Source organism: Idiomarina solivarensis, from assembly GCF_033052755.1.
Lineage (GTDB): Bacteria > Pseudomonadota > Gammaproteobacteria > Enterobacterales > Alteromonadaceae > Idiomarina.
Genome location: NZ_JAVFHZ010000007.1, coordinates 71,513 through 93,574 on the forward strand (window position 1 = coordinate 71,513; position 22,062 = coordinate 93,574).

23 protein-coding genes are annotated in these 22,062 nt (G+C 45.4%); 15 read left to right on the forward strand and 8 right to left on the reverse strand.

Going from position 1 to position 22,062, the window contains the following annotated elements; genetic code table 11:
• Positions 1-148 precede the first annotated feature (148 nt).
• Positions 149-1,762 (forward strand): glutamate--cysteine ligase, encoded by a 1,614-nt coding sequence (gshA, locus tag RBK99_RS11885; RefSeq protein ID WP_317504816.1) that lies wholly within the window; start codon positions 149-151, stop codon positions 1,760-1,762.
• Positions 1,763-1,890: 128 nt separating this feature from the next.
• On the forward strand, positions 1,891-2,529 hold the full coding sequence (locus RBK99_RS11890) for a transglycosylase SLT domain-containing protein (protein ID WP_317504817.1): 639 nt from the start codon (positions 1,891-1,893) through the stop codon (positions 2,527-2,529).
• A gap of 1 nt (position 2,530) precedes the next feature.
• Here RBK99_RS11890 and RBK99_RS11895 read toward each other — a convergent pair whose 3' ends face one another.
• Both RBK99_RS11895 and RBK99_RS11900 read right to left on the reverse strand, forming a co-directional pair.
• Positions 2,531-3,829 (reverse strand): HlyC/CorC family transporter, encoded by a 1,299-nt coding sequence (locus RBK99_RS11895; protein ID WP_317504818.1) that lies wholly within the window; start codon positions 3,827-3,829, stop codon positions 2,531-2,533.
• 68 nt (positions 3,830-3,897) lie between these two features.
• Positions 3,898-4,692: a cytochrome C assembly family protein gene (locus RBK99_RS11900; RefSeq protein ID WP_317504853.1), complete on the reverse strand. Its 795-nt coding sequence runs from the start codon at positions 4,690-4,692 to the stop codon at positions 3,898-3,900.
• A 158-nt stretch (positions 4,693-4,850) separates the two neighbouring features.
• On the opposite strand from RBK99_RS11900, the gene ffh reads away from it, so the two are divergent.
• The 7 genes from ffh (at position 4,851) to tyrA (ending at position 10,114) form a co-directional block, all read left to right on the forward strand.
• Positions 4,851-6,215 (forward strand): signal recognition particle protein, encoded by a 1,365-nt coding sequence (gene ffh, locus RBK99_RS11905; protein ID WP_317504819.1) that lies wholly within the window; start codon positions 4,851-4,853, stop codon positions 6,213-6,215.
• A gap of 119 nt (positions 6,216-6,334) precedes the next feature.
• Positions 6,335-6,583 (forward strand): 30S ribosomal protein S16, encoded by a 249-nt coding sequence (gene rpsP / locus RBK99_RS11910; protein ID WP_317504820.1) that lies wholly within the window; start codon positions 6,335-6,337, stop codon positions 6,581-6,583.
• A 28-nt stretch (positions 6,584-6,611) separates the two neighbouring features.
• Positions 6,612-7,136, forward strand: a complete 525-nt coding sequence (gene rimM / locus RBK99_RS11915) for a ribosome maturation factor RimM (protein ID WP_317504821.1) — start codon at positions 6,612-6,614, stop codon at positions 7,134-7,136.
• A gap of 11 nt (positions 7,137-7,147) precedes the next feature.
• Positions 7,148-7,894 (forward strand): tRNA (guanosine(37)-N1)-methyltransferase TrmD, encoded by a 747-nt coding sequence (gene trmD, locus RBK99_RS11920; protein WP_317504854.1) that lies wholly within the window; start codon positions 7,148-7,150, stop codon positions 7,892-7,894.
• 32 nt (positions 7,895-7,926) lie between these two features.
• Positions 7,927-8,286, forward strand: a complete 360-nt coding sequence (rplS, locus tag RBK99_RS11925; RefSeq protein ID WP_317504822.1) for a 50S ribosomal protein L19 — start codon at positions 7,927-7,929, stop codon at positions 8,284-8,286.
• Positions 8,287-8,357: 71 nt separating this feature from the next.
• Positions 8,358-8,975, forward strand: a complete 618-nt coding sequence (locus RBK99_RS11930) for a DNA-J related domain-containing protein (RefSeq protein WP_317504823.1) — start codon at positions 8,358-8,360, stop codon at positions 8,973-8,975.
• Positions 8,972-10,114, forward strand: a complete 1,143-nt coding sequence (tyrA, locus tag RBK99_RS11935) for a bifunctional chorismate mutase/prephenate dehydrogenase (RefSeq protein ID WP_317504824.1) — start codon at positions 8,972-8,974, stop codon at positions 10,112-10,114. Before RBK99_RS11930 ends, tyrA begins: the two co-directional genes overlap by 4 nt.
• Before the next feature lie 15 nt (positions 10,115-10,129).
• On the opposite strand, the gene RBK99_RS11940 is transcribed toward tyrA, so the two are convergent.
• Positions 10,130-10,489 carry a response regulator gene (locus tag RBK99_RS11940; protein ID WP_317504825.1) on the reverse strand — a complete coding sequence of 120 codons (360 nt, stop codon included), beginning with the start codon at positions 10,487-10,489 and terminating at the stop codon, positions 10,130-10,132.
• Positions 10,490-10,569: 80 nt separating this feature from the next.
• On the opposite strand from RBK99_RS11940, the gene RBK99_RS11945 reads away from it, so the two are divergent.
• Positions 10,570-11,217, forward strand: coding sequence for a cytochrome b/b6 domain-containing protein (locus RBK99_RS11945; RefSeq protein ID WP_317504826.1), 648 nt, complete (start codon positions 10,570-10,572; stop codon positions 11,215-11,217).
• Here RBK99_RS11945 and RBK99_RS11950 read toward each other — a convergent pair.
• On the reverse strand, positions 11,214-11,678 hold the full coding sequence (locus RBK99_RS11950) for a c-type cytochrome (protein WP_317504827.1): 465 nt from the start codon (positions 11,676-11,678) through the stop codon (positions 11,214-11,216). The genes RBK99_RS11945 and RBK99_RS11950 overlap by 4 nt on opposite strands.
• A 142-nt stretch (positions 11,679-11,820) precedes the next feature.
• On the opposite strand from RBK99_RS11950, the gene RBK99_RS11955 reads away from it, so the two are divergent.
• A complete protein-coding gene (locus RBK99_RS11955; protein ID WP_317504828.1) occupies positions 11,821-14,901 on the forward strand; it encodes an amidohydrolase family protein in 3,081 nt (1,026 codons plus the stop codon).
• The gene (locus RBK99_RS11960) at positions 14,901-16,202 is read left to right on the forward strand and encodes an amidohydrolase family protein (protein ID WP_317504829.1); all 1,302 of its coding nucleotides are present in this window, start codon (positions 14,901-14,903) and stop codon (positions 16,200-16,202) included. Before RBK99_RS11955 ends, RBK99_RS11960 begins: the two co-directional genes overlap by 1 nt.
• An 80-nt stretch (positions 16,203-16,282) precedes the next feature.
• Here the strand turns inward: RBK99_RS11960 and RBK99_RS11965 are convergent, their stop codons facing one another.
• Positions 16,283-17,077 carry a response regulator gene (locus RBK99_RS11965; RefSeq protein WP_317504830.1) on the reverse strand — a complete coding sequence of 265 codons (795 nt, stop codon included), beginning with the start codon at positions 17,075-17,077 and terminating at the stop codon, positions 16,283-16,285.
• Between the two features lie 112 nt (positions 17,078-17,189).
• Between RBK99_RS11965 and RBK99_RS11970 the strand changes: the two genes are divergently transcribed.
• Both RBK99_RS11970 and RBK99_RS11975 read left to right on the forward strand, forming a co-directional pair.
• Entirely contained in the window at positions 17,190-17,495 is a 306-nt protein-coding gene (locus tag RBK99_RS11970) for an STAS domain-containing protein (RefSeq protein ID WP_317504831.1), read from the forward strand.
• Complete coding sequence (locus tag RBK99_RS11975; protein WP_317504832.1) at positions 17,495-19,165, forward strand: SpoIIE family protein phosphatase; 1,671 nt, start codon at positions 17,495-17,497, stop codon at positions 19,163-19,165. Before RBK99_RS11970 ends, RBK99_RS11975 begins: the two co-directional genes overlap by 1 nt.
• Here the strand turns inward: RBK99_RS11975 and yciH are convergent.
• The 3 genes from yciH to RBK99_RS11990 are packed head-to-tail and all read right to left on the reverse strand — an operon-like array spanning position 19,146 to position 20,956.
• Positions 19,146-19,481, reverse strand: coding sequence for a stress response translation initiation inhibitor YciH (gene yciH, locus RBK99_RS11980; RefSeq protein WP_317504833.1), 336 nt, complete (start codon positions 19,479-19,481; stop codon positions 19,146-19,148). The genes RBK99_RS11975 and yciH overlap by 20 nt on opposite strands.
• 5 nt (positions 19,482-19,486) lie before the next feature.
• Entirely contained in the window at positions 19,487-20,245 is a 759-nt protein-coding gene (locus tag RBK99_RS11985; RefSeq protein WP_317504834.1) for a hypothetical protein, read from the reverse strand.
• Between the two features lie 27 nt (positions 20,246-20,272).
• Positions 20,273-20,956, reverse strand: coding sequence for a sensor histidine kinase (locus RBK99_RS11990; protein ID WP_317504835.1), 684 nt, complete (start codon positions 20,954-20,956; stop codon positions 20,273-20,275).
• 126 nt (positions 20,957-21,082) lie between these two features.
• Here RBK99_RS11990 and cysB point away from each other — a divergent pair, with 126 nt between their 5' ends.
• The gene (gene cysB / locus RBK99_RS11995; protein ID WP_317504836.1) at positions 21,083-22,057 is read left to right on the forward strand and encodes an HTH-type transcriptional regulator CysB; all 975 of its coding nucleotides are present in this window, start codon (positions 21,083-21,085) and stop codon (positions 22,055-22,057) included.
• The last annotated feature ends 5 nt before the right edge of the window (positions 22,058-22,062 follow it).

The window sequence follows — 22,062 nt, forward strand, 5'->3', positions numbered from 1 at the left end:
GTTATATAAACGGCATGTAGTCTGCCACGTCGAGCTTGAATCGCCAAGTTATGTCGTTAAATTAACAACGACAACCATAGACCTTTTCTTTAATTACCAGTAAGCTTAGCGGCAGAAAACTATCCGTCTCAGTGAATGGAGTTGTCTTTTGCAAGCAACATTTCAAGCCGTTATCGAAAAGCTTAAGCAATCGGGTAAAGCAGCAGTTTGGCAGGGAATCCAACGTGGCATTGAGCGTGAAGCGCTGCGTATAAAAGAAAATGGAACTTTGGCACCGGGCGACCATCCGCAAGAGCTGGGAAAAACCCTGACGCACCCAACCATTACGACCGACTACTCAGAGAATCTACTTGAGTTTATTACGCCGGTTGCAACCGATATTGAAACGACGCTGGAGCAGCTTCGCGACATTCATTGTGTGACGTATAAAGCCATTGGTGAAGAATTACTGTGGCCAATGAGTATGCCTTGTTACATTGGTTCGGATGATGACATTAGAATAGCGAAATATGGTGACTCGCACTCGGGGCGAATGAAAAGTCTGTACCGTCGTGGTCTTACCTACCGTTATGGTGCAACTATGCAGGTGATTGCGGGAGTTCACTACAACTTCTCTGTCTCCGACGCCATGTGGAAAGAGCTGGCTTCCATTGAAGACGTGCGTAATGACCAGGATTTCCGCACCGAACGTTATTTTGCACTCATTCGCAACTTTAAGCGCATTGCGTGGGTCATTCCTTATTTGTTTGGTGCGTCGCCAGCACTATGTAAATCCTTTTTCAGTCAAACGAATAATGAAGCCATTCTGCAAACCTGGAACTTTGATACGGTGGGTAAAGGAACGGTGTATTTACCGTATGGTACCTCACTGCGTATGAGTGATTTGGGTTATACCAACAAAGAACAAGCGACACTTAAAATTACTTATAATTCACTGCAAGAGTATGTTGCAGGGTTACGTCGGGCAATTACCACACCGTCTCAGCAGTTTTCGAAAATTGGTGTAAAAGTAGGCGACGATTACCGCCAGCTTAATGATAATATTCTGCAAATAGAAAATGAATTCTATTCACCTATTCGTCCAAAACAAACCGCGCGTGATGGTGAAACGCCAAGCCAGGCATTAGAACGCGGTGGCATAGAGTACGTTGAAATTAGAGCGCTGGATGTGAACCCATTTAGTGATGTCGGCATTACGGCACAACAGATGCATTTTCTGGACTTAATGTTGTTGTATTGTTTATTGCAATCAAGCGATGAAATGAGCTGGGAGCAGCAGCAACAAGCGGATAAAAACTTTACCAAAGTTGTGATGCAAGGACGGGATCCTCGTCTTAGTTTGCAGCAAAACGGAAATGAGCGATTAATGGCCGATTGGCTGGAAGAGCTGTTCGCGGACTTTACTCCACTGGCAAAGGCCCTGGATGAAAGCGCAAAAGACAAGCGTTACCAGAATCATTTAGCTGATTTATACGAGTGGGTATTGAATCCGGAAAGCACCTTATCAGGTCAAATTTTGCAATTATTGAAAGAAGAAGACCGAGATAATAGCAGTTTAGGGATGCAGCTGGCTAAACAATACAGAGCTGAGTTAAATAACCGATCGCTGAGTTATTACGAGGAAAAGAACTTTGCTGATTGGGCTCTGGAATCGGAGCGGGCGTTCGAAGACCGTTATGAACAAGACAACAACGTTGACTTTGATACCTTTTTGGCAAACTATTTTAAGCAGGCGGCTCGTTCCGGTCAAAAATCGGACTAAAACGCATAAAAAAACGCAGCCCTAAGTGGGCTGCGTTAAATAAAACGTTCAGGGGATGAACATGAATGCATTTTCTCAGTTACAACTTGTTTTCAATAACTGAGAGTTCAATGAGTGAATAAAGTTCAATGACGATAAAACTTTTTTTTCCAACCCAATCCAAAATAGTCGTCAGCGCTCTTCTGATAGCGACACTAACGGCTTGTGCGACTCCGCCCCCGGCAAATCCGGAAAACGTCTGTGATATTTTTGAAGAACATGAAGATTGGTATCACGCAGCGGCTGATGCCCGTGAACGATGGGGGGTTCCTATTCATGTTCCGATGGCGATGATGTATCAGGAAAGTTCGTTTCAATACGATGCGTTGCCGCCCAGAGACTACTTGTTAGGTTTCATCCCCTGGGGGAGAGTGAGTTCAGCCTACGGCTATTCTCAGGCAAAAACAATGACCTGGGAAGATTACCAAAGGGAAACGGGTAACGGTTGGGCAAGTCGGGATGACTTTGAAGACGCCATCGATTTTATGGGCTGGTTTATTTCCAAAACGTATAAAATTAATGGCGTTTCAAAGTGGGATGCTTACGGACAATATCTTAACTATCACGAAGGTTGGGGTGGTTATCAACGCAAGTCATACTTGAAGAAGCCCTGGCTGGTAAAAGTGTCCCGTATTGTGAAAGATCGCTCTATGGTTTACGCGGCGCAACTGAATAAGTGCGAAGAAGATCTGAAACATGGCTGGTTATGGCAGCTGTTTTTCGGCTAGGTCAGTCATCAGACTGACCTTTAGGCTTTTGATAAAGTCGAGGTAAAACTCTCACTTGCTTGATCATAGTGTCACCAATCTCGACGAGTTCCACGGGATATCCCCCTAAGCGTAAGGACAATCTTGCATCAGGAATGTCACCAAACTGCTCAATAATAAGGCCACTAAGGGTTTTCGGGCCATCGGTGGGAAATTCCCACTCCATTTCTTTATTCAGTTCACGTAAGTTCGCTGAGCCTTCAACCAGGAAGCTGCCATCGGTTTCTGCGGTAACGGACTCACTGGGAGCCGGAGCCATAGAAGTGGTAAAATCGCCAACAATTTCTTCCAGAATATCTTCAAGGGTAACCAGCCCCTGAATGTCACCGTACTCGTCGACTACCAGGCCAATTCTTTCTTTACGGCGCTGAAATTTAAGTAGCTGAACGTTGAGTGGGGTGCCTTCAGGAATAAAATAGCTGTCGCGAGCGGCGCGGACTAATATGGACTTATCCGCAGTAAATTGATTTTTGCTCATTAGGCGCATGACATCGCGCGCGTGCAGGAAGCCAATCGCGTCATCTATCTCGTTACGGTAAAGCAATACGCGCGTGTGCTGGCCGTTTGATAATTGCTTCACAATAGATTTCCAGTCGTCACTAATATCAATGCCGACAATTTCATTCCGGGGAACCATAACGTCTTCAACCGTGACTTTTTCAAGATCCAAAATACTGACCAGCATCTCTTGGTGCGACGTAGGGATAAGGTTTCCTGCTTCGTTAACGACTGTACGTAATTCATCTGAACTCAAAGCGTCAGCCATCTGTGACTGTTTTGGATTCACGCCTAATAAGCGCATAAAAGAGTTGGTGATGAAGTTCATGCCAATAACAACCGGGTACATAACCTTTAGTAACGGAAGCAAGATTAATGAACTGGGAAATGAGATACGTTCCGGGTGTAATGCGGCAATCGTCTTTGGTGTTACTTCAGAAAAAATCAGGATAATTAAGGTTAAGCCAAAAGTGGCTATAACGATTCCTGCATCACCGAACCAGCGCAAGCAAAGAATGGTTGCGATTGCGGATGCGCCGATGTTGACCAGATTGTTGCCGATAAGAATCAGGCCTATCAAGCGATCAGGGCGATCGAGTAGGTACTGGACACGTTTGGCACCCGGGTGATTATTTTGTACTAAATGACGTAGTCGATACCGGTTGATTGACATCATGCCGGTTTCGGAGCCAGAAAAGTATGCAGATAAAAATAAGAGTACGGCTAAAATCACGAGCAACAGGCTCGTCGATATCTCGTCCAACGCGTTATTCCTTAATTAAACGATGAGTGTGACAATGTAGAGTTCTCAGCAGCGAAGTCAAGTGCGATTCAGCTTAAGAGAAAATCTTTAACGAAACGACTTCCAAAGTACCCTAATGTTAATAGCGTACTGGCGATAACCGTAAGAATGACCAGCAGGCGACCGCGAAGGCCCGAAACTCTGTGCAGAACAATGGCTAATAAATAAATAAGTGCTGCAACACTTGTCAAAATTGTTTTATGCGCTTGCTGTTGCGCAAACATATCGTCCAGGAATATAAAACCTGAACCAAGTGCCAGAAACAGGACAAAGGTGCCGAGTACCAGCAAGTTAAAGAAATACTTTTCTACCGTCATCAAAGGAGGCAACTTATCTAACAGTGCGTGACCTTTGCGGTTTTTTAGTACTCGATTTAGGTAACTGGTCTGCAGGGCGTATAAGGTAGCTAAGGCCAAAATGCCATAAGCAACCAGCGACAAAGTGATGTGAAATACGAGTCCATGACCAGTGCTGATATTGTTGCCCCAGTCAACCGGGGTGAATACCAATAGTAAAGTCGTTAAGGCCGCAAATAGATAGATAACCGGCTTCAAAAACAAATTACTGGCTTGATTGTTTTTCAAAAGCGTAAGGGTAGCAATTAAAAACGCAACAATAGCTAAGCTGGAAGAAATATTAATATGGTTAAAATGATCGTAGGAAAGTTGATACAGAATAAGCCAGCCATGCGCAATCACAGCCAATGTGGCCGGTATCACTTGATATGCTGAATGAAGCGCTTTGTCTTTTAGTATATTTTGCAGAATAACAAAAGCGCTGGCGCTATAACCCAATAAGCTGATTAGCAACAATATAGAGAGCATCACGCGCTCGAATTCCCTGATTCCTGTTGTTCGTAGTCATGAGTATACGATGTCAGTCAGTTAAACCCAATACTTACGGGGCGAAACTTTCTTGCAAATCAGATATACTGCCCTCATTACTATTACCGTCAAAAATCGCAATATAAGAGACGATCGACATGTTTGAGAATTTATCGGAACGTTTGTCGCAAACGCTACATTCTATTGGCGGCCGCGGCCGGTTGACCGAAGACAATATTAAAGAAACCTTGCGCGAAGTTCGTATGGCCTTACTAGAGGCCGATGTTGCTCTGCCCGTGGTCAAAGATTTTATCGGCAAAGTCAAAGAGCGTGCGGTTGGCACAGAGGTGAATAAAAGCCTCACTCCGGGCCAGGTGTTTGTAAAAATTGTCCAGTCTGAGCTGGAAGCGGCAATGGGCGAGGCCAATGCTCCATTGCAGCTAAATACACAGCCCCCAGCCGTTATTTTAATGGCTGGTCTGCAAGGTGCCGGTAAAACCACCAGCGTGGGCAAACTGGCGAAATATTTAACTGAGCGCCAGAAGAAGAAAGTGATGGTCGTCAGTGCAGATGTTTACCGTCCGGCGGCAATTAAACAGCTGGAAACGCTTGCCGAGCAGGTTGGCGTAGAGTTTTTCCCATCGTCAACCGATCAAAAGCCCGTTGATATTGCGAATGCTGCAATTGCACAAGCGCGTAAGCAGTTTGTCGATGTAGTACTAGTGGATACGGCAGGCCGCCTGGCTATTGACGAAGACATGATGCAGGAAATTCAGCAGCTGCACTCGGCTATTAACCCGATTGAAACGCTTTTCGTGGTTGATGCAATGACCGGTCAGGATGCGGCGAATACGGCGAAAGCATTCAGTGAAGCTCTACCGCTGACGGGTGTGATTCTGACGAAAACTGACGGTGATGCTCGTGGTGGTGCGGCATTATCTATTCGTCACATAACGGGTAAGCCGATAAAATTTCTTGGTGTGGGTGAGAAAAATGATGCACTGGAGCCGTTTCACCCAGACCGTGTCGCATCCAGAATCCTTGGCATGGGCGACATGCTTTCTCTGATTGAGGAAGTTGAGCAGAAAGTCGATAAAGAAAAAGCCGAAAAAGTGGCTAAGAAAGTCATGAAAAAAGGCCAGTTTTCGCTGGAGGACTTTCGTGACCAGTTAGTGCAAATGCGCGAAATGGGCGGCATGATGGGATTAATGACCAAAATGCCCGGCATGGGTAAAATGACGGAACAAATGAAAGGTCAGATGGACGATAAAATGACCATGCGTATGGAAGCCATTATTAATTCGATGACTCCGAAAGAGCGACTTCGTCCTGATGTCATAAAAGGCTCACGAAAGCGACGCATTGCAACGGGGTCGGGCACGCAAGTTCAGGATGTGAACAAGCTGCTTAAACAATTTACCCAGATGCAAAAAATGATGAAAAAAATGAAAGGTGGCGGCATGCAGAAAATGATGCGCGGCATGGGTGGAAAGATGCCTCCAGGAATGTTCCCCGGACGTTAGGAAAAAGCGCGTCAAGCTTGCATTTGCAGTAAAAATCAGTAGAATTGCGGAGCCTTCCGACTTTGTCGGAGGGCTTTGCTATTTTTTACATTTACAAAACAGTTATATTGAGGAACGCAATGGTAACCATTCGTTTACAACGTGGTGGCGCGAAAAAACGCCCCTTCTACCAGATGGTAGTTGCTGACAGTCGCAATGCTCGCGACGGTCGTTTCATTGAGAAAGTAGGATTTTTTAACCCTGTAGCTCGTGGTCAGGAAGAAAAACTTCGTGTTGATGTTGACCGTGTTGAGCACTGGGTAAGCAAAGGCGCACAGTTATCTGAGCGTGTTGCTAAATTAGTTAAAGATGCAAGCGCTGCGGCGTAAGCACTGATAGATTCGGGTAGGTGAGTTGATGCAGCAATCAGAGCAAATCGTCGTTGGCCGTCTTGGTGCGGTGTATGGCGTTAAAGGCTGGTTGAAAGTGCAGTCATTTACTGATGACCCAGAGTCGATATTTGAATACAGCCCTTGGTTACTCAGCCAGAAAACTGAGCGTGAAGTAAAGGTTGTTGAGTGGCGACACCACAACAATGGACTCATCGCTAGGTTAGAAGGCATATCCGATCGTGATAAGGCTGCAGGTCTTACCGGCGCGGATATTTGCATTACTGCAGATGAGTTACCGACATTAGCTGATGATGAGTTCTACTGGCGCGACCTTATTGGTATGCGTGTAGTGAATACTGACGGCTATGATATGGGTGTGGTTGAACAAATTATGCCCACCGCATCAAACGATGTGTTGGTCGTAAAAGCAAACAGCAACGACGGATTCGGGAAATCTGAACGTTTAATCCCTTTCATACAAAGTGAGTATGTCACTAACGTTGATAAGGAAGAAAGACGTATACAGGTTGAGTGGCCGTCGGACTTTTGATGAGCAGACCATTGCAGGTTGGTGTCATCAGTTTGTTTCCAGAAATGTTTGAGGCAGTCACCGATTACGGTGTGACTGGCAGAGCAATAAAGGATGGTTTGCTGACAGTGAGTGTTTGGAATCCTCGTGATTTCACTCATGATCGCCACAGGACTGTTGATGACAGACCCTATGGCGGTGGTCCGGGTATGCTGATGATGGTGCAGCCACTTGTGGATGCTATCAACGCAGCAAAAGAAAACCTCGGTGAGGATACTCCTGCTATCTATTTGTCACCACAAGGGCAAAAACTTGATCATAGCGGAGTGCAGCAGCTCTCCACCAATGATCGAATGATTTTGATTGCTGGCCGTTATGAAGGCATTGATGAACGCGTTATTGAGCAATACATTGATGCAGAATGGTCGATAGGGGATTACGTATTAAGCGGTGGTGAGTTACCAGCAATGGTACTAATTGACGCGGTTTCACGTTTAATTCCCGGTGTGTTGGGACATCAGGATTCTGCAGCAGAAGATTCTTTTGCCAGCGGTTTACTGGATTGCCCTCACTATACTCGACCAGAAACTTATAATGAGCAGCAAGTACCGCCGGTGTTATTAAGCGGTGATCATGAAAAGATACGTCGCTGGCGTTTACAGCAGTCTTTGGGTAAAACCTGGCTGCAACGACCAGAGTTAATTCATAGCCTAGCTCTGACTGACGAGCAGGAAGCATTGTTGAAAGCGTTTATCGAACAACAATCATCCGGCGGATAGCGGACAGTTTACCTAGGATAGGAGATATAAAGATGGCAAAAGTTAGCCAAAACATCATTAAGGCTCTTGAAGAAGAGCAGATGAAACAAGATTTACCTGAGTTTGCACCAGGTGACACTGTTGTTGTAAATGTAAAAGTAAAAGAGGGTAACCGCGAACGTCTTCAGGCGTTTGAAGGTGTTGTTATCCGTGTTCGTAACCGCGGTCTGCATTCAGCGTTCACTGTACGTAAAGTATCGAACGGTGAAGGCGTAGAGCGTACTTTCCAAACGCACAGCCCATTAGTTGACAACATTAAAGTCAAACGTCGTGGTGCGGTTCGTCGCGCGAAACTGTACTACTTGCGTGAGCGTTCTGGTAAGTCTGCACGTATCCGCGAGAAGCTTTCTTAAGCTTTTAGCAAACAAACGAAATAGCAAAGAAAAACCCAGCCTTGTGCTGGGTTTTTTGATAGTGTCTTAGCATGGAAGAAGATATCGAAATATTAACCCAGATTTTATCGGAAAACCTGGATGCTCAGCATCACTGGACTGAGCATGAGCTGATAGAGTCTTTGCAGGGGCAACCTTATGAGTTCTTTGACAAAGAAGCTCTGCGGGATCCTCTTACCTTGTTTCAGACCCACTTTTTGCTGTTTCATAGTCTTTATAAATTGCGAAAACGGTGGCGGGAACAGCGCAAGTATGAACTTTTTATTCATACATTGAATATTGAATGTCAGCCTTGGCATGCGGGCGTATCAGCATTAGCAGAAAAAGATCCGTTGGAAGACTACTATTTGGATTTAAATCAACTCAGTACGACATCCGGAGCCGATGTTGAGTCAATGTTAGATGATTTTTGGCACCGTATGGGGCATTCTTCATCAAAGGCGGGCATTGATATGCCTGTAAAGGAAGCATGGCAACAGATGGAAGTTGAGCCTCCGGTAAGCCGTGCAGTTATAAAAAGACAATATCGCAAGTTAGTGCATAAATACCACCCGGATAAAGGGGGAAGTGTCGCTAAAATGCAAAAAGTCCAGAAGGCCTATCATCGTGTTATTCAAGCTATTAACGAGGAAAAGAGTCACTGCTCATGAATCAGGATCCGGATAAACGATTAGCAGAATTGCGTGATGCTATTGATGCGACCGATAACGAGTTAATTGAGATAATAGCCCGGCGAGCAGAATTAACTGCGGAAGTAGGCGAGGTTAAGCGTTCTTTGAAACAACCGCTCTACGTGCCGGAAAGAGAGCGTTCTCTAATTAAAGCGCGTAGAACAAAAGCGAAAACAGCTGGATTATCAGAAGATTTGATTGAAGACGTTGTGCGCCGAATTATTCGCGAGTCCTATCGAACACAGACCTCTCAGGCGGCAGCCACATCGTGTCAGCTGGAGCGCCCTGTTTTTGTTTTTGGTGGCGAAGGGGCTCTTGGTGCGCGTCTGGTAAGTCAGTTGCGACAAACCGGATATTCAGTCATTACCGTTGATAAAGAAGATAATTGGCCAACGAAAGAGGCGTTAAACAAGGCACAGTTAGTTTTAATGAGTGTACCGGTCAATAAAACGGTGGAACTCATTAAGCAGCTACCTCCTTTAGCGGAGGACTGTGTCCTGGCGGATGTGACCAGTATTAAAGCCGCTCCCTTAAATGCGATGATGGAACAACATGAAGGACCGGTGGTGGGGTTACACCCTATGTTCGGACCCTCGGTACAAAATTTAGCAAAGCAGTTGATTGTGGTTACTCATGGCCGTAAATCTGAACAATACCAGTGGTTATTGGATCAATTTATAAACTGGGGAGCACATTTGCACGAGGTGAGCGCTGCTAAACATGACGATGCAATGGGTTGGATCCAGGCAATGCGCCATTTGAGCACCTTCGCTTATGGTGTTCATCTAGCCAGTGAACAGGTTGATATAAAGAAACTGTTGGAATTAAGTTCACCAATTTACCGAATGGAGCTCATGATGATAGGCCGGTTGTTTGCCCAAAATGCTGAGCTTTATGCGGATATTATTGCGGCGAACAAAAATCAATTTGCATCCATAAGACGCTATTTGCAGCGATTTTCGTCGATTATTGATGATATGGAAAATGGCGATAAAGCGGGTTTTATACGTCTTTTCAACGAAGTTAGTCAATATTTCGGTGATTTTTCTAGTCAATTCTTGCAAGAAAGCGAATCTTTGGTGCAGTTGGCAGATGACCAAAGATTTCGAAATCAGTAGCGGGTAACACAGTGACTATTGTAGATATTCAGACATTAACTCACTGAGTGCCTCTGGCGAAACTGGTTTATGTAATGTTGCATCCATACCTGCTTCTCGACAAGCGCTCATTTCACTCGCACTTTGGTGGCTGGTGATAGCAATGATTGGCGTCTTTTTGTGCTTTTCACTCTGTCTTAATTGGCGGCAAACTTCGGCGCCTGACATGTCCGGCATCTCATAGTCTAAAAAGATGAGTTCCGGACGCTGCTCTGCCTGCTCTAAGGCTTCTTGTCCGTTCATCGCCGTCAATAACTCAATATCGAAATTGGTCAGCATCGCTTTCAATACTTCAAGACTGATAAAATCATCATCAGCAATAAGAACTTTGCGCATAGTCACACTACCCATTCATAAAAATTAATTATACCCTAGCACCTAGCTTTCTATATTCCCAGTTATTTGGAGCTAACAATATGAATCAGAAAGGAAATTCGATAAAGATTTGGGATAGCTTTATCCGCTTATTCCATGGCTTACTGATTATCCTCTTAGGAGGGCTATGGTGGACTGTGGAAAATGGGCGCATGGAGCTGCATAAAGATATCGGTATTGCGCTGTTTGCTTTGCTTATTGTCAGAATTGGCTGGGGAATTTTTGGTAGCGAGAATGCGCGTTTCAAACAGTTCTTGAAATCGCCCGCGGCTATTCCGGGCCATCTCCGTAAACTCCTCAAGGGAGACTATGAGCCTGAAAATACGCACAGTACGGCAGGTGGCTGGTCGGTTATTGTGATGCTGGGTTTGCTTTTAAGTCAGGTTGTTACGGGCTTGTTTTCGACGGATGGCATTCTATTTTCCGGTCCGCTCTCAAGTTTATTATCTTCCGACGGACAGGACGCCGTGACGAGTTGGCATAAGACTCAATTTGACGTCATATTAATTGTTATTTCGGTTCATATCCTGGCGGTGCTCTTTTATCGTGTAAAAGGCACACCACTCACTGCTTCAATGATCCATGGCTATCGCATAACGCACCAGCAAGCACCAAATCTAAAACCCGGCTGGCAGGGCTTTATTCTGGCGATTGCTGTGTGGTTAATCTTGATGTTGTTGCTGGATTAGTCTTTGTAGTTATCGTGGCAGCCTTTACAGGTTTCTGCGGTGTTCATAAACACTGGTTTAATCGCGTCGAGGGAACCTTCCTGGCTGACTTCTGCCAATTTAGCGGCGTATTCTTGCAAATCATTGGCCCGTTGCTGGAAGTCTTCCCAATTGTCCCAAATTTCACTTAAAGCATCAGAGTTGTCGCTAGGCATCGCGCCTTCAACGGCAAATCCAGCCCATGGAATGCCTGACATTTTTTCAAAATCATTAGCACGGCGCTGAAAAAAATCAGCATTGTATTCGACTTCGCCTTTTACCATACCGGCCATGGCAGCAAAGTTTTCCTTCATAACCGAGAGCGCTTTCTGGCGATACTCGACTGCCTTCTCGGCGGTATTAAATGCAGTCTCGTCGGCTGTTACATTAAATGAAAGCCCGATTAAACCCGCCATAGCTATTGTTAATAATTGTTTTTTCATCGAAAACACTCCGTTTTATAGATTCACTGATCGTTAATAATACACGATCTGTCGGTTAATGCTTGTCACCTCTATGTATAACAAAGTAACTTGTGTTATGGGATAGCCAGGCTAAAAAATAAGTCAAAATGGGGAACAATTCATGAAAAAAGTGCATCAGCTCAGTGCTATGACGTTAGCGATAACGTCAATGCTGTCCGCTTCGGTTGCCGCTGATCAGACCTCCCGTACGAATGGGATGCGAAATAACACGCCAAGTCTGACGGCAATTCAGAATGCAACGATTATTACTGAGCCAGGGAAGTCTTTTACTAACGCAACGCTGGTTATTGAGGACGGTTTAATTCAGTCGATAGAGCGGAACAATCGTGCGCCCGCCGGAGCCCGTGTTATTGACGGAACCGGCTATACTATTTATCCAGGTTTTATAGACCCCTATAGCAGCTACGGTATAAAGGTCAGTAATGAGCAGACGCCGTCGCATATGCCTATATATAATAACGAGCGGGAAGGTGGTAACGCAGCAAATGATGCAATTCACTCTCAGAAACGCTGGTTTAGTGAGTTTAAGACTAACTCTGATGATGCAAATAAATGGATTTCGCAAGGCTTTACCAGCGTCCAATCCGCTAATTTAGATGGCGTTTTTCAGGGACAGGCGGTAACGGTATCGTTAGCCGATAAGATTGCTAACGACGTTATTTATCAAAGCGAAGCAAAGCAGTTTGGTTCATTTGATAAAGGCTCTTCGCAGCAACAGTACCCCTCATCACTGATGGGCAGCATCGCTTTGGTTAGGCAGACGTTATCGGATGCTGACTGGTACGAAACCGCATACGGGAAGCAGGCCTATGATCAGCCGGTTGAGTTTAATGCCGCACTGGATTCATTAACGGATATCGAAAAGACCGGAATTGTTTTTAACGTTAACAACGAGAAATCTTTACTGCGTGCTGATGACGTTTTTGATCAGTTCAACGTACCCGCTGTGTACGTTGCCTCCGGCTATGAATACGCTCGGTTGAATGCAGTTAAAGAGGCTGCAAGCACGTTAATTGTGCCCCTTGATTTCCCCGCAGCACCGGATGTAGCAGGCGTTGACGGACACCTCGATGTTGATTTAGCTGATTTGCGCCATTGGGAACGTGCACCATCTAACCCCGGTGTACTTGCACAAGCTGGCGTCGACTTTGCTCTGACCTTGCACGACCTGGAGAAGGCTGAAAGCTTTTGGCCAAATTTACGTAAGGCAGTAAAGCATGGCTTGAGCGAAGAAAAAGCATTAGCTTCACTGACAACTATTCCGGCGCAAATTGCCGGCGTTGAAGACAAAGCCGGAAAGCTGGCCCAAGGTTACATGGCCGACTTTATCATGGTAAAAGGCGATTTGTTTGCTGACGGCACTATTCAGTCCGTTTGGTTGCAGGGTGAAGAAAAGCAGCTGGTATCACGCGATAAGGTCGATTTCGTCGGTAATTACCGTATTGACTGGAATGGACAAGAAGTTGTCGTTGACATTAAACCTGGAGCCCAGCTTACAGGTGAAGTCAAAGTTGGCGAGAAAACAAGTGCGTTGCGCCATGTAGAGTCTGATACTGAGTCTTTATCTTTTGTGACAGATTTGGAGCTGGAGCCGGCGGGTAGTTGGCGCTTTAAATTGGAACCTGAAGCAAAAGGGACCTTTGCAGTCACGGCCGTTTCACCGGAAGGTAACGAGCTGATGTTACAAGCACAAACCAAGACAACCGAAAAGCCGACGGATGAAGCGCAGGAGAAAGCTGAAGTTGAGTATGTTAGCGATCTTACATTTCCTAATGTAGCCTTTGGTCTGAACGGATTGCCGGAGCGACAAGATGTTGTTATTCGCAACGTTACCGTTTGGACGGCCAGTGACGAGGGCATTCTGGAGGACACTGACGTACTGGTTAGAGACGGTGAGTTTGCCGAAATCGGTGATAATTTGTCAGTTTCTTCCGGCGTGATAGAAATTGATGGCGCGGGTATGCATCTCACTCCCGGCATTATTGATGAACATTCTCATATTGCTATCGAAGGCGGTGTTAACGAAGGCTCAGAAGCTATTACCTCAGAAGTCAGAATTGGGGATGTGGTTAACCCGGATGACATTCATATTTATCGTTCATTAGCTGGCGGCACTACCATGGCACAGTTGCTTCACGGCTCTGCTAACCCTATAGGTGGGCAGGCACAGGTGATTAAGCTGAGATGGGGCGCTGAAGCGAACATCATGAAGTTTGATGCAGCACCTGAGTCCATCAAGTTTGCTTTGGGAGAAAACGTTAAGCAGAGTAACTGGGGCGACAACATGACGGTTCGTTACCCACAAACTCGCTTGGGGGTTGAAACCATCATGCGTGATGGCTTTCAGGCTGCTTTAGAGTATCAGCAAAGAAAGCAGGCGTATGAACGCATGAGCCGCGCGGAGCGAAGTAAGGTAGCAGCTCCGCGACCTGATTATCGTCTGGAAACCTTATTAGAAGTGTTGAACAGTGAACGTTTTGTGCATGCACATTCTTATGTCGCATCAGAGATTTTGATGTTGATGGAAGTTGCCGAAGATTTCGGTTTCACTCTGGATACTTTTACGCACATTCTGGAAGGCTACAAAGTAGCCGATGAAATGGCCGCGCACGGTGCCAGTGGCTCAACGTTTGCCGATTGGTGGGCTTATAAATTTGAAGTTTATGACGCCATTCCTCATAACGCTTGTCTGATGAAAGAGCGCGGGGTCCTAACCAGTATTAACTCCGACAGTAATGACTTACAACGTCGCCTCAACACGGAAGCTGCTAAGTCGGTGCTTTATTGTGATATGGATCCGCACGAAGCGTTGAAAATGATCACAATTAATCCAGCGAAGCAGTTAAAAGTTGATGAATATGTCGGTTCTGTGGAAGAAGGAAAGCATGCTGACTTTGCGTTATGGAGTCATTACCCCTTAAGTGCCTATGCACGCGTGGAGCAAACCTGGATCAATGGTCGTAAGTTCTTTGACCGTGACTTAGATAAGCAACATCAGCAAGCAGTAAAAGAAGAAAAAAATGCGCTCATTCAGAAAGTCCTGGCAGCCGGAGAAGAAGCCAAACAAGGTGCTACAGACGGTTATAAACCAGAGCAACCGACCTGGCACTGTGATACTGAGCATGACTTTTGGTTAGATCATTTCACCGGTAAAGGCCATCAGCACGGAGGACAACACTAATGAATAAACTACTTACAGCCGTTAGTGCCGCATTAGTGAGTACGTTAACGCTTAACAGTGCAATGGCACACGATCAGGTGCCCGGTGATAAACAGGAACAACCAATAGTGCTTCAGGGCGGAACCTTACACACCGTTGCCAATGGAGTATTGACCGATTCAGACTTGGTCTTCGAAAACGGAAAAATTACGGCTATCGGCCGAGATGTCAGCATTCCGGATGGGGCGGAAATCATTGATATCTCCGGGCGTCATGTGTATCCGGGAGTTATTGCCATGGATACCACTATTGGTCTGAATGAAATTGAAGCGGTACGGGCTACACGCGATACGCGAGAAGTCGGCGATGTCCATCCTGAAGTGGCCGCGCATATCGCTTTTAATGCTGACTCAGAGATTATTCCGACGGTGCGCAACCACGGTATTACGCATGCGCAGGTGGCTCCTGAAGGGTCCCTGGTGGCCGGGCAGTCTTCTTTAATGCACCTGGATGGGTGGAATTATCAGGACGCTCTGGTTTCCGGAGAGTTGGGTGTGCATGTTTCCTGGCCTCGTACTTATGTGGTTAATACTTGGTGGGAACGTCGTTCGCCTGAGGAACAGAAAAAGGCAAACAAAGAAGCTCATCAGCAATTGATGGACGTTTTTGAGGACGCAAAAGCTTATTACGATGCTAAGCAGGCGGATCTCTCTATTAATGTTGATCAGCGTTGGGAAGCCATGGCTGGTTTGTTTGATGGCCGCAAGAAGCTGTATGTGCATGCTAACGACAAACGCCAGCTAGAGCAGGCCATTGCGACTAGCCAGGAGTATGGTTTTGAGTTGGTTCTGATGGGAGCAAGAGACGCCTGGCGTATTGCTGATAAATTAGCTGAGCTGCAGATACCGGTTGTTTTCGGCTCACCATACGGACTGCCGGCCCGTGACGATGAAGGTTATGATCAAGACTTTTCTTCGCCGGCTCGTCTGGCGGAAGCCGGGGTTAACTTTGCTATCTCTTATCCCGGGTACTGGGATGTTCGTAACTTACCTTTCGCTGCCGGAAACGCGGTCGCTTTCGGGTTGGATCAACAACAGGCACTGGCCGCTATTACTTTAAAGCCTGCAGAGATTATGGGGGTAGCCGATAGCCTGGGTTCACTTGAAGTGGGCAAAAGTGCCTCTCTTAGTATATCTGAGGGGGATTTACTTGATCCGATAGGGCAAAAGATAACGCACCTTTATATTGACGGCCGTAAAGTCAGTTTAGGCAGCCGTCATACTGAGCTCTATGACAAATATCGGCAGAAGCCGGCTGAGTAGTCAGCCGTTACACTGAAAACGAAGATATGAAGCCCCTGTCAGTTAAACTGGCAGGGGCTTTTCTCTTTAAAAAGTCAATATTAGCTGTTTAATAAACGGGCGATAAGGGCTCTTAGCGTTGCCGGCTCGAAGGGTTTATCCGTTAGTGCATCAACACCGCTTTGCTTCACATTGGCTAGCTGAGGTTCATTTGCACGGGCAGTAACCATTAATACCGGTGTGTGGGCATGGGCCGAACTATTGCGAATGTACTTTGTGAGCTCACTGCCGTTAACTTGTGGCATATGGAAGTCAGTAACAATCAAATCAAATTGATGTTCAGCTAAAATATCAATGGCTTGTTGTCCATTTTCGGCTTCAATAAAGCTTTCGACCCCCAGGTTCTCGAAAACACGTCTTAGCACGTGTCTTGAGGTCATGCTGTCGTCGACAATTAAGACTCTTAAATCTTCTATGTCGTAGAGTTCAAGCTGAAGCAATTCCGGCTCCATCATGTCCATGGTGGCCGTAATTGCCCGTTGCAGCTGATCTGGGGTGAAAGGTTTTGGTAGAATGGCAATAATGCCAGCTTGTTTGAATTGCTCAAGTTGGTCTGCCCGGTGTTCGGAGGATACGAGCATAAAATGTAGCGTATCTTTTAACTCTTTGGCGTTAATAAACTGGATAAGTTCATGCGCGGTTCCGTCAGAAAAGTACATTGCACTCGTGACAATATCGGGTTGCCACCGAAGTATTTCTTCTTTGGCTTCAGCAATGGTGGAGGCGCCACGGATATGCTGAATGCCTGCCTGGTTTAGGTGTTGAGTTATGACTTTTCGTTGCACATCGGATGGTTCGATGAGCAGAATACGGAGTTCGTCGAAGGCTATTGCCATAATTAGGCCAGAATTAAATAACTAGGATTTATTGTGAGGGAAAGAGTAGGGTATTCAGGAGATAAACTCAATCAGAAAATCTGTGTTAAGCTCATTAAAAAAAGGAGTGAGTATGAGCGTTAGTCGTGATTTTTCAAATGATGGAAAACAGTTAATCATTGCGATAAAAGGCAAATTTGATTTTAGTCTGGTGCAAGAGTTTCGCCAGGCATACAGCCATATTGGTGATTCACACCCCACGGTTATTATTGACTTGAGGGAAACCGATTATTTAGACAGTTCAGCCTTGGGTATGCTGCTTAATATGCGTAAATCATTAGGTAGCAGTGTGAAAGGCATTCAGCTAGTGAATGCGAAACCTGATGTTCGCCGTATTCTCGATATATCGCGGTTTGATAAGATGTTTGTTATCTCGTAATGAAGGTATTGATCGTTAATGATCAGCCAACGAATCAGGTGATGCTGAGCGGGCTAATAAAACGTTTCGGTCATCAGGTAACTTGTGCTTCAAATGGTGTTGAAGCCATTGATATTTTCACCACTCTGGCCCCGGATGTAGTGCTTCTGGATGTCATGATGCCCGTTATGGATGGCTTCGAAACCGCTCCATGCTTAAAAGCGTTGAGTGGCGACGTTCATTTGCCCATTCTGTTCATCACGGCATTGGATGATCAGGAAACTCTGCTGAAGTGTCTGGAAGCGGGCGGGGATGATTTCATTAGCGTACCTTTTGAGCCGGTTGTGTTACAAGCGAAACTGAATGCGCATGCCCGAGTTCGGGAGTTGAGCCATTCTTTGAAAGGAAAAAACGAAGCGTTGGCGTATCACTCAAATCGTATGGAACGCGAGCAGAATGTTGTTAGCCATATGCTTGCCAATGCCCTGCAGGAAAACGAAACTGAATACGCCTTTTTAAAAACCTATCTGGCACCTGCCAGTGAATTTAACGGTGACCTTGTTTTATCTAAAGCGGGGCCGTTAGGTAACTTTTATTTGTTTGTCGGTGATTTTACCGGACATGGGCTGGCGCCTGCTACGGGGGCTTTACCGGTTTCTCAAACGTTTTTCGATTTAGCGGAAAAAGGTCTTTCAATAGCGAACATGGTTGAAGAGTTCAACCGGAAACTGGTCAAACTGTTGCCTGATGACATGTTCTGTGCTGCATTTGTTGCCGAATTATCAGCTAATGGAGAGCGGTTAACTTATTGGAATGGCGGAATTCCCGATGCTCTGTTGATTAACGAAGCAGGGCAAGTTGAGAAGAGATTGGTGCCTGAGCATATGGCTTTGGGGATATTGCCCCCTGAAGAGTTCAGTAGCCAGGTCAGCCACTGTTTTGTTGAAGCAAACAGCCGTCTAATAACCTATACCGACGGTGTGGTGGAAATGACAAATAAGGCTGATGAAAGGTTATCAGAGCAGGGTTTTGAAGCTTTGCTTTTGCGTTATGCTTGTGATCATGACTTTGAAGGCTTGGTTGGAGCACTACAGAGGTTCCAGCAAAATCAGGTGCAACTGGATGACATATCTCTTGTGTGTCTGGACTGCTGTGACATTGATTTGCCAGTAAGCCGGCCAGGTACGAATGTGACTCACCTGCCATTTAGGCTATTTGTTTATTTAAAAGAGGATGAGATTAAGGGGCGTGATCCCATTATTAAGTTAGTGGATTCATTAAGTCACCTGGAGGGAATTCGAGCTCATAAAACGACATTATATTTGTTGTTGGCTGAAGCGTTTAATAACACCTTGGAACACAGTGTTCTTCAGCTAAACTCAGAAATAAAGCAGACTGGCCAAGGCTTTGACGAATACTATCGTGCTCGGGAAGAGCGTTTGGCTGAGCTGAAAGATGTCGAAATAGAAATTGATATTGAATATCAGCCGAGCGAAAATTTACTGTCATTCAGCATTTCCTCGAATAGCGAAAACGGCTTTACTGAGTGTCAGGAAAGTTCAATGGATGATGATTTATTAACTTTTGGGCGAGGTTTGCAGCTAATACGAAACTTCTCAAATCACGTTGAATGGCGCGATGAGGGCCGCCGCTTGTATATTGAATACGACCTCAGCCACCCGCCTGCTTAACGGTGTAACCTTCTTTTTTTAGAAAGCCTTCAATGCTGTCTCGTTGGTCACCTTGTAACTCTATTTCATAGCCTTTGACCGACCCTCCGACACCACAATGTTGTTTCAGCTTTTTGGCTATCGCTTTTAGCTGTGCTTGTGGTTTATCAAGCCCGGTGACTATGGTGACCCCTTTACCTTTTCGACCTTTTGTCTCTCGACGAAGGCGAACGATACCGTCGCCTTCTGGAACTTCTTCTGGCTCAGGCTCCGGGTCAACGCGGCCTGAATCAGTCGAATAAACCACTTGGCTGAGTTGGTCTTTCCAGTCTGACATGCTATTTACCACTTTTTCTTCGGTTGAAATAATTCTTCTAAATCGTCTTCTTTCTTATGTTTTGCTTTATCGCGTGCGTGCGCGTCTTTGAGCTCTTGGGCAATGGTGTCTAACGCTTGCTTAATGGATTCCTGACGAGAAGTTGTGTAATCATCGCTAAAGTTTTGGTCCTCTATAGTACGTAACGCCTTTTCATAGTACTGACGGGCTGACCCTAGCATCTGACTTTCGTAAGCATGACGGCCGCGACGTATTAGCGTTTCAATACTGATTTTCAACTGCAACTTAGTCAAACGCTGATCTTCGACACTAAAGACATTGCTGTCGACTCGTCCGCGAGAGTGTTCATTTCGCAAGGTTGAGCGCAAGCGCTTAAGGCCGTTTATCATTGCAATAATTTGTTTGTTGTTTTGGGGAATTTCGAAGTCTTCACTAATAAGAGACGTATCATTGCGATCAACACTTTGTATACGCTCTTCATAATCCTGTATTCGTGCCTGATAATCTTTTGATGGAGAGACGCTGTTCATGTTTTTAAGCACTTCCAGGGCTCGACTGTTCAGCACGGCCAACATCGATTTCCCGATAGGAAAGAAGCTGGACATGTGAATAAGATCTTCAATCTGCTCGAGAGAACTGCGTAAACGCGCCATTTTCTTACGACGCTCAAGTTCCAGGCGCTGCTTATGCTGTTGCACCGCACCGACCACAATTGCCAGTATTATTAGTAGTATAATCAGTGCGATAACAATGGTGTAAATCATATTACGCTCATTAGGTTATTATTGTTCTCAGGGTAATGTTAAAGAGAAAACACCACCACCTAAGTGTCCATTATTTTTTAGTTCGATAAAACCTTTTTTATCATTTCGCTCATGTACGTCGGCAATCAGTTGCGCGAAGTAGAGTCCGAGCCCCGTACGTGCTTGTTGAACATTTAACTGTTGTATTGGCATCACTGCGTTTTCCAACATACTTGCGGGAAAACCATCGCCGTTATCATGGACTGTGATGCAACATTCAGCGTTCTCGGTTACCTCAACTTTAATAAAGAGTTTATCGGCGGTATAGCGCATTGCATTAATGATGATGTCGTTGAGTAAATGAAAAATGAGATCCCTGTCGAACCAGCCTGTAGCTGTTTCGTCAATTTCAGTCGTCACTGTGATACCACGTTGCTCAAGATAGAGCTCATTATTTAGCAGGAGTTCTTCAACGAGTTCATCCAGGTGATGCTGATCGATATTTAATGGCAGTGCATCGTTATTCTCACGATAAAGGGTCAACATCTGCATTAAATTGGAATTAATACGCTGTGCTTCGTAATGGACTTTCGCCATTTTTTCTGTTGCACTGCTGTCTGTGACCTGTTCTGATACCTCTTCTATCATCTGAATCAGTAAGCACAATGAATTTTTCATATCGTGTACCGAAGAGGCCAGTACCGTTGAAAAATCAAATGTGGACTTGGTCATAAAGGACAACTCCTACAGTATCGACAAAATGATAATGGCGACAGCTTTTTATATTTGTCATAGTTATTAAGATTATTATAGTATTTTCTTATATCACATTTCGCAATTAGAGTGGCATGTTCCTCAATGAAATTACAGCAATTACGCTACATTGTTGAAGTAATGAATCATAACCTGAATGTTTCTGCTACGGCTGAAAGCTTATTCACATCGCAGCCAGGTATCAGCAAGCAGGTAAGGATGCTGGAAGATGAGTTGGGCGTTCAGATATTTGGTCGAACCGGCAAGCATCTAACTCATATCACTCCTGCGGGTAAAGATATCATTGCAGTTGCCCAACAGGTGTTGGATAACGTTCAGTCGATAAAAACGGTTGCAGCGGAACACACCTTGCCCGATCAGGGCAAACTCAACATTGCGACAACTCATACTCAAGCGCGCTATGCTTTGCCTACCGTTATAGAGCGGTTTATTAAACAGTACCCGAAAGTGTCACTGCATATGCACCAGGGCTCACCGGAACAAATTAGTGAAGCGGCTGCGAAAGGGCGAGCAGACTTTGCTATTGCTACCGAGGCGTTACATTTATACCACGACCTGATTATGCTGCCTTGTTACCACTGGAACCGTTCCATTGTGGTGCCCAAGTCGCATCCATTAACGCAGTTAAGTAAAATCACCATTGGTGAGATTGCTCAGTTTCCGCTGGTGACTTATGTGCACGGTTTTACCGGGCGCTCAGAGCTCGACAAAGCGTTTGCCGAAGCTGGACATGAACCCAAAATTGTCTTTACGGCAACGGATGCTGACGTAATTAAAACCTATGTCAGAATGGGTCTTGGCATTGGTGTGTTAGCCAGCATGGCCTATGATCCTAAAGAAGATACAGACTTGGTTGCCATCCCAGCTGAACACCTCTTTGCGCATAGCACAACCAAAATAGGTTTTCGGAGGGGCACTTTCTTACGGACTTACATGTACGACTTCATAGAGAACTTTGCACCGCATTTAACTCGAGACCAGGTCCAAAAAGCAACGCAATTGAAAAATCAGGAAGAAATTGACCGGTTGTTTGAGAATTGCTCGCTGCCGATGCGTTAAACACC